This window comes from Ruegeria sp. BHSA163 (assembly GCF_059613365.1).
The window spans coordinates 1-6,878 of sequence record NZ_JBXWSJ010000102.1; the positions used below are offsets into that span (position 1 = coordinate 1).

A 6,878-nucleotide genomic window follows, 5' to 3' on the forward strand; every position below is an offset into this window, starting at 1 on the left:
GTAACCAGTTGCGTTTGGTCATCGAATTTTCTCCCATCCAGTTTAATAGGACGGGCAGTTTAGCGGGCGTCGGCAAACGCGGTATGATTTAAGTCAAACCAGCTAGATTAACGGCCGCCATGGGCTCGAAGCAGACGTTGGCCGAAATAGCACATATGACCACTATGCGGACAAACCCGCCGTTAAACTTGGCCAACTGTATCCCAAGTTGCGGCCTCATACCGCATCTGTTTTCCCCGGCTGCTCCCTCGTTTCTTCGTATTGTGCGCTAGCTCTTACAGATGGACGGGCGAGGCCCCACGGATGAGGTAAAACAAAGTGCATAAAACGGACAAGGCTGTCGCTGCGGTCAAATTGGTTGAAGCCGAAGTCAATCAATACGGCACTACGGTTTACTACGACGGATCTTGTCCGCTTTGCTCTGTTGAGATTGGTCACTACGCCTCTTGCGAAGGCGCTGATCGGTTGCATTTTCTCGACGTCTCAAAAGCAGGTGGTCGCGTTAGTGATGATCTAACGCGGCAGGATGCGATGAGCCGGTTCCATGTGCGTCGATCAGATGGAGAACTGGTATCCGGTGCGCGCGGGTTCGTGGAACTCTGGGACGCTCTGCCCAAATGGCGTTGGTTGGCACGTGTGGCGCGTTTGCCGGGTGTCATGCCTCTGCTGGAGCTTGCATATCGGGGCTTCCTACCTCTTAGATCGACACTTTTCCGGATCGCGTGTTGGATGGGGGTGAAGCCAGTCAACCATACAGATACGTTGACATGATCCGCCCTGACGAAAGCCATTTCAAATGTCTGATCTGGCCGTTCAACAGGGTTAAGGAGAATGGTGACCATTCAGATGACGTACTTTGCAAGAAGCGTCTTCACAGGCACCGAACAGCCACAGGGTTGGACGAGGGTTTAGGGTCGGTCACCAATTCTCACCAAAGCTCCGTGCCAGGAGCACCCTTAATTTGACCATTCAAATTTTCAGTGATCCAGCCTCCGTAGAAGTCCCCACGTTGCGGAATCACTCGATGCTCGCCAACAAAACAAGCGTCCATAAGCCCGGCGTAAAAGGCGATGTAGCCCTTTATTTGCTCAAAACCCTTGGTCGGTGCCGCGTAACTCCATGCAGCTTTTGTGGCCTTGACTGCCCCGCTCTGAATGTCCCAGTAAGTCGCAACGCCTTTCCACTCGCAGTATGATCGACCAGCGGTCTGGATCAGAATGGCATCTACGGCATCCTTGTGGATGTAGTAAGTTGGGGCGTGGTGGGTTTCGAGCACCCGAAATGTATTGTCGGTTTCTACGATTGTTTCACCGCCAAACTCGACACGAATGGACTGCTGCACTGGTTCCAACACTGGAGGTCGCGGATAGTCCTGAACGTTTTCGATCTTGAGAAATGTCATTAAGAACCAACTACGGTACCCTCATAGCTTTCAATCAGCGGCCCACCAACCCCAGCTCGACAGTGTTTTTTCAATCTTGAAGACAATCCCAGCCACCAAAAGCCCGGAAAGACTTATGGCAGCAGGGATGGTCAGGAACCCGCGAAAAAACCTCAGAAAATCCTTAGTTGATCGCATTAAGGCCCCCATTCACAAAACTAGCTTTGGTCGAAGATCCCATGGATTCTGTCTTAAGCGAACCGGTCGGCAGCATGTTTCAGAGCGCTCTTCATATCGTTCCACGCTGCCTCATAACCTTCCTTGACATCTTCCCAGGCTTCTTCGCTGGTGGACTTCAACTCTTCCAGCTGAGCCTCTGCATCAGACTTCGCTTTGTGGAGCGTGCTGAGCTGTTCCTCGAGCTCCAGTTTCGCATACGCTTCGGCCACCTTTAACTTGGCCTCAAGAGCGTCAATCTGTGCATTCCAACTATCCAGTTGCAGCTGTGCTTTTTTCTCATACCCAACACGTGTCATCTTTTTCCCTTTCATCAAAATCGGTGAACCCGAAAAATGGCAGCAGCAAATTATGCCGTGGCGATCGCCTTGAGCATCCAGACCGCTTCCTCATGCTTCGCCATCCTGGCGTTCATCAGGTCCTCTGTTGCCCCATCGCCGTACCGGGCAGCGGTCGTCGCGGTCTCGCGCAGGTTCCGCGCCATCGCCTCGTGGTCCGCGATCAATTGTTTGATCATGCCTTCTGCGTCTTTGATCGTCTCTTCTTCGGTCAGCTTGGCTTGACTTATCATGTCCGTGAACGAAATCGGTGCAACCTGACCCAGAGCGCGAACACGCTCGGCCAATGCATCAGCAGCCTCGAATAGGTCATGATAGTGACGCTCGGTAAGCTCATGGATCGGCAGGAATAGCGGACCCACAACATTCCAGTGGGTTCCCTGTGTCTTCACCATCAGCACCATGGTGTCTGCCAATACTTCAGTGACGGCGTTGGCGATCCAAGCATTCTTATCGATACCCGTTTCGTTCACTTCTTCCTGCACTTCAGATTTTAAGACTTGCTGTATCATTTTCACTCCGTTGCGTTGCTTATGGAGTTACAATTAGGATGTAAAAGTGATTTTTCAAATAAAATCATATACTTAAAGTACTCATCCTGCGCACCTTAGGGCTCTTCATGACAATCATGACCCTACATGCCTCACACAGCATGCCAACAATCATGTAGACACACAGGCACATTGCCATACATGCTTGGAGTAAGTGATGGAAGCTACTGAGGTCATGTCAGTGTCAGATCAAGGTCGACCACCCAAGCGCACCGAGAAACTTCAGTTAATGCTTGACCTCGAAGAGCTCAAAGCCATTGATGACTGGAGATTTGAGAACAGGTTGCCATCCAGAGCGGCCGCAATCCGAGAGCTCATTCGTCGCGGACTTATCTCCAACGAGTTCGATGAGCCTCCTACGGACGCGCCATCTGGTGAATTTCGTGTCGTGGACGAATGATTGGAAAGTAATCAGTAAGTCTTAAGGAGATCTCGGCTCAGCGGAAAAGCGCTTCGTCTTCGACCTTGCTTAAACTTCTGCTTTGCGTTCGACGCGTTCGTACGTAGCAACTTTCTTGTACGACTGCTACGCGGACACTTCGGTCGTTATTGCACAGTTGCGAAGCCGGCTTGTCAGTTTCGAATGGTTTTGTTGCTCTACGACCGATATGCAGGGGACAGGAGGAACAGTGTGGAGCGCCAACTTGCAGCAATTCTCGCAGCTGACATGGTCGGCTATACGAGGCGGATGGAGCAAGACGAGTCAGGCACACTTTCCGCCTTGTCTGCTAGAATAGATGAGACAATTGCGCCTCTCATAAAACGTCACCGCGGGCGTATCGTTAAACTAATGGGTGATGGCCTTCTGGCCAATTTCAGCAGTGCCGCGGATGCAGTTTCTTGTGCGGTTGAATGGCAACAGAACCCCCCGGAAGAACCCGACCCGATACAATTCCGCATCGGCATAAATCTCGGTGACATCATCATGCAGGATGGTGATGTCTTCGGTTCTGGCGTTAACCTCGCGTCTCGATTGGAGCAGCTGGCGAACCCGGGAGATGTACTCGTGTCCGAAGCTGTTTATCGCGTTGTCGGCAACCGAATTCCGGTTGCTTGGGAGGACACAGGCACGCATTCCGTCAAAAATGTTTCTGAGCCGTTGCGCGCTTGGCGCATCGCAGGAGGGAAACGAGAAAATGCTGAACCGCCGAAACCGGCAGCCGTCAAGAAAGCCGCCATCGCGGTTCTGCCGCTACACAACATGAGCGACGACCCGGAGCAGACTTTTTTCAGCGACGGTATCGCGGAAGACATTATCACTGGTTTGTCGCGCTTTCGTACGCTTCAGGTTATTTCGAGGAACGCGTCGTTCCGGTTCAGAGCACAAGACATGTATCCAGCTGAAATAGCCACAGCTTTAGGTGCTGACTATCTCGTTGAAGGCAGTGTCCGAAAAGCTGGAAGTCGGGTAAGGATTTCCGTGCAGCTCGCCGATGCCGTCACTGGTGCGCAGTTGTGGTCAGAACGCTACGACCGCGAATTGGAAGACATCTTATCCGTTCAGGATGAAGTCGCCCGCAGCATCGTGGCGGTACTTCCCGGGCGAGTGCAACACGATTTTGTCGATCGCTCGGCGCAGAAACCAGCGGACGAGATGAAGGCCTATGACTTGATGCTGAGAAGCAAGGCTCTTCGCGACGGTCTAAATGCCAGAGATACGGCAAAAGCTCGCGCTTTGCTGGAACGGGCAGTCGCACTCGATCCGTCTATTGCGCGATCCTATATGTACCTCTCGGACACCTATGTAATCGACCTCTGGTTGGGACTGGCTGACTCAGATGCTCCTGACCACGCATTAAACATTGCACGGAAGGGCGCGGCGCTGGATAACCGGGACCCCTACATTCAGGACCAACTTGGGTTTGCTTATCTTTGCGCCAAGCTCTGGGATGAAGCCGACGCACAGTTTGAGAAAACGCTCGCGCTGATCGAAAACGAAGCAGAGTCCATGGCATGGTGTGGCTATGCATTTCTTTTGTTGGGAAGGCACGAAAAGGCGCTTGAGGTCGTATCAGAAGCGATGCGATTGGACCCGCTACATCCGCCGGCCATAGATTGGATCATGGGACAAGTGGAATTCTTTTGTGGAAACTTCGAGGCTGCACTCGGCTTGCTGATTGGCGAGGCTCGCCTCAACTCTTTAGCCGCAGCTTTCGTAGCGGCTTCTTATGCACACCTTGGACGGCCAACTGAGGCTGCGGAAGCCTTGAAGGACTTTGTTTCGGAACGTAGCGATGAGTTTGGAAGCCGAGGCATTGAATTGGCCGAAGAAAATATTGCTACGCTTGCACGAGGCTTTGAAAGCATGTGGCGTCGACCGGAAGATTTCGAGCTGCTGGCTACCGGTTTGCATAGGGCGGGGCTATCTCTCTAGGCGGAAATCGCGAGTCACAACGAAACGACTTTGGGCTCTAAGCGGTCAGTCGGAAATTTTCATTGAGCGTCTAAAATCCTGCCTCTACGAGTGCAGAGCGCAGTTGCTCTCTGTTTTGCGCACTCTTCAAACCGAAAGATGACACTAGCGCGTCGACCGAGAACTTGCTGTAAATGTCCGCGTAGTTCACCTGTTCCGGCAATTACTAAAGCGTCAGCTATGGGCTCGGTGCAGACGTTCGCACGGTTGCTGCGAAGGACCGAGTTGCGGACGAAGCTGACATGTCGGGTCGCTTTGTATAGTGTTGCGGAAATGATTAGGGAGGCTTCGAAATGACTAATCCCAATGAAGTCGAGCACCATTACCATTCCGGTCACTTGCTCAAGCGGATTTCCGATGGATGCGCAGCACTAAACTTGACCCCACCGATTTCCCACGACGCTTTGGCTCCGGTTGACGAGTTTCACATTGGTGGGCGCCTCGCAACCGAACCGTTTGTAAAGGCTCTTGGCCTTACGCCCGAAAGCCGGGTTATCGATTTTGGATGCGGTCTCGGCGGTCCGGCGCGCTATGTCGCGGCAGCTACCGGAGCGCACGTAACCGGCGTTGATTTGACCGCTGAGTTTGTGGAAACCGGAAGGACACTCACTGAATGGACCGGGTTATCGGATCGGGTTCAACTTATCGAAGGCAGCGTGCTCGATTTGCCGCTAGAAGCTGGTTCAATGGACGCCGCTTATATGATCCACGTTGGCATGAACATCGCGGACAAAGTAGGCATAGCGCGCGAGGCGAAACGGGTCCTCAAGCCAGGAGGAATCTTTGCAATTTACGATGTGATGCAAGTCGGAGAGGGACAAATGGACTATCCGGCGCCTTGGGCTTCTTCCTCAGGTCAAAGCGCACTTGCGCCACCGGAGACGTATGAGGCTGCTTTGAAGTCCGTTGGTTTCAAGGTGAGTGACCGGATCGACCGCACGGAATTTGCCAAACAGTTCTTCGCCGATCTGGCAGCTGCGCAAAGCCGTTCAGATGGCCCTCCACCTTTGGGTCTTCATCTTATCATGGGCGAAGACACTGCGCTTAAGGTTCAACACATGGTTCGGAACATCGAACGTGGTTTGATTGCCCCAATTGAAATTCACGCACGCCTGCCAGTTTAGACGACGGTCCATCTGGTGGTTGTACGGTCTAGTCAAATACTTCTGAGCGACAAACGCTTAATGTTTAGTCGCCTAAATCAGAAATAACGGACTTTAGCCGACGGATGGCTTCCGCGCTTATGCGATCCTGGTCCACAGTAAGGGTGTAGCCCTCGTCCTCCTCGTGAATGATGCGGCTCTGTCGCGCAGCGGCTTCGTAGATCGCTGTTGCCGCGTAAGTGCGGATCGGATTCTGAAATCCTTTCACCTGAACCGGCTCACGCTCTTCAACCGAGAGCCAATCTGTCACCAAAGAATAGGTTTCCGCTGCCAGTAATATGCCTCCTGGATCGCACTCAGCCTCAAGCCTTGCAGCAAGATTCACTTCTCGCCCAATCGCAGTGTAATCCATCCGATCATTGGAACCGAAATTGCCTATTGTGCAGTAGCCCGTATTGATGCCTATGCGAGCCTGAAATGGTCGATCAATCAAGCCTTTGCGCCGCCATCCAGTTTGCAGATCGTTCAAGGCGCGTTGCATATCGATCGCCATCCGAACGCAAGCAGCTGCATCTTCCTTTGCGCCCAGGCTTTCGGGTTCGCCAAAATACAGCATCATCGCGTCCCCAATGAACTTGTCGAAATATGCGCCGTGTCGCTGAGCGATCTTGGACATTTCCGACAGATACTCGTTCAGCAACGAAGTCAGTTCCTCTGCTTCAAGCTGATCTGTAATCTCGGAAAGGTGCTGTCAGACGAATTCGAACTCGTCTCTGGTAGACCAGTGAGGCTGTCCTTTATCCCGCGCCAAGTTCGCGCCACTCGTTAAGAGCAGCGCTACGTGTCAGCTTGAAG

The 6,878-nt window shown here is 52.7% G+C and carries 9 protein-coding genes; 4 read left to right on the top strand and 5 right to left on the bottom strand.

Features of this window, described 5'->3' with window-relative positions; all coding sequences use genetic code 11:
• Positions 1–318: 318 nt before the first annotated feature.
• The gene (locus tag AC2FNV_RS22945) at positions 319–771 is read left to right on the top strand and encodes a thiol-disulfide oxidoreductase DCC family protein (RefSeq protein ID WP_367648226.1); all 453 of its coding nucleotides are present in this window, start codon (positions 319–321) and stop codon (positions 769–771) included.
• Positions 772–928: 157 nt separating this feature from the next.
• Here AC2FNV_RS22945 and AC2FNV_RS22950 read toward each other — a convergent pair whose 3' ends face one another.
• The 4 genes from AC2FNV_RS22950 to AC2FNV_RS22965 are packed head-to-tail and all read right to left on the bottom strand — an operon-like array spanning position 929 to position 2,468.
• On the bottom strand, positions 929–1,402 hold the full coding sequence (locus tag AC2FNV_RS22950; RefSeq protein WP_170609109.1) for a DUF427 domain-containing protein: 474 nt from the start codon (positions 1,400–1,402) through the stop codon (positions 929–931).
• Positions 1,403–1,432: 30 nt separating this feature from the next.
• On the bottom strand, positions 1,433–1,579 hold the full coding sequence (locus AC2FNV_RS22955) for a hypothetical protein (protein ID WP_170609111.1): 147 nt from the start codon (positions 1,577–1,579) through the stop codon (positions 1,433–1,435).
• A 53-nt stretch (positions 1,580–1,632) separates the two neighbouring features.
• Positions 1,633–1,917, bottom strand: coding sequence for a sll1863 family stress response protein (locus AC2FNV_RS22960; protein WP_170611242.1), 285 nt, complete (start codon positions 1,915–1,917; stop codon positions 1,633–1,635).
• 50 nt (positions 1,918–1,967) lie between these two features.
• Positions 1,968–2,468, bottom strand: coding sequence for a Dps family protein (locus tag AC2FNV_RS22965; protein ID WP_496774638.1), 501 nt, complete (start codon positions 2,466–2,468; stop codon positions 1,968–1,970).
• Positions 2,469–2,664: 196 nt separating this feature from the next.
• Here AC2FNV_RS22965 and AC2FNV_RS22970 point away from each other — a divergent pair, with 196 nt between their 5' ends.
• The 3 genes from AC2FNV_RS22970 to AC2FNV_RS22980 all read left to right on the top strand — a co-directional run bounded on the left by AC2FNV_RS22970 (position 2,665) and on the right by AC2FNV_RS22980 (position 6,044).
• On the top strand, positions 2,665–2,907 hold the full coding sequence (locus AC2FNV_RS22970) for a hypothetical protein (protein ID WP_496774640.1): 243 nt from the start codon (positions 2,665–2,667) through the stop codon (positions 2,905–2,907).
• A gap of 231 nt (positions 2,908–3,138) precedes the next feature.
• Positions 3,139–4,881, top strand: coding sequence for an adenylate/guanylate cyclase domain-containing protein (locus tag AC2FNV_RS22975; RefSeq protein ID WP_170609115.1), 1,743 nt, complete (start codon positions 3,139–3,141; stop codon positions 4,879–4,881).
• Positions 4,882–5,213: 332 nt separating this feature from the next.
• Complete coding sequence (locus tag AC2FNV_RS22980; RefSeq protein ID WP_170609117.1) at positions 5,214–6,044, top strand: class I SAM-dependent methyltransferase; 831 nt, start codon at positions 5,214–5,216, stop codon at positions 6,042–6,044.
• A 64-nt stretch (positions 6,045–6,108) separates the two neighbouring features.
• Here the strand turns inward: AC2FNV_RS22980 and AC2FNV_RS22985 are convergent, their stop codons facing one another.
• Entirely contained in the window at positions 6,109–6,759 is a 651-nt protein-coding gene (locus AC2FNV_RS22985; RefSeq protein ID WP_170609121.1) for an adenylate/guanylate cyclase domain-containing protein, read from the bottom strand.
• Positions 6,760–6,878 lie beyond the last annotated feature (119 nt).

Bases quoted from the DNA above. Each gene is read 5' to 3' on its own strand.
- AC2FNV_RS22955 (WP_170609111.1), bottom strand. From the start codon at position 1,579: ATGCGATCAACTAAGGATTTTCTGAGGTTTTTTCGCGGGTTCCTGACC.
- AC2FNV_RS22965 (WP_496774638.1), bottom strand. From the start codon at position 2,468: ATGATACAGCAAGTCTTAAAATCTGAAGTGCAGGAAGAAGTGAACGAA.
- AC2FNV_RS22970 (WP_496774640.1), top strand. From the start codon at position 2,665: ATGGAAGCTACTGAGGTCATGTCAGTGTCAGATCAAGGTCGACCACCC.
- AC2FNV_RS22980 (WP_170609117.1), top strand. From the start codon at position 5,214: ATGACTAATCCCAATGAAGTCGAGCACCATTACCATTCCGGTCACTTG.
- AC2FNV_RS22960 (WP_170611242.1), bottom strand. From the start codon at position 1,917: ATGACACGTGTTGGGTATGAGAAAAAAGCACAGCTGCAACTGGATAGT.
- AC2FNV_RS22950 (WP_170609109.1), bottom strand. From the start codon at position 1,402: ATGACATTTCTCAAGATCGAAAACGTTCAGGACTATCCGCGACCTCCA.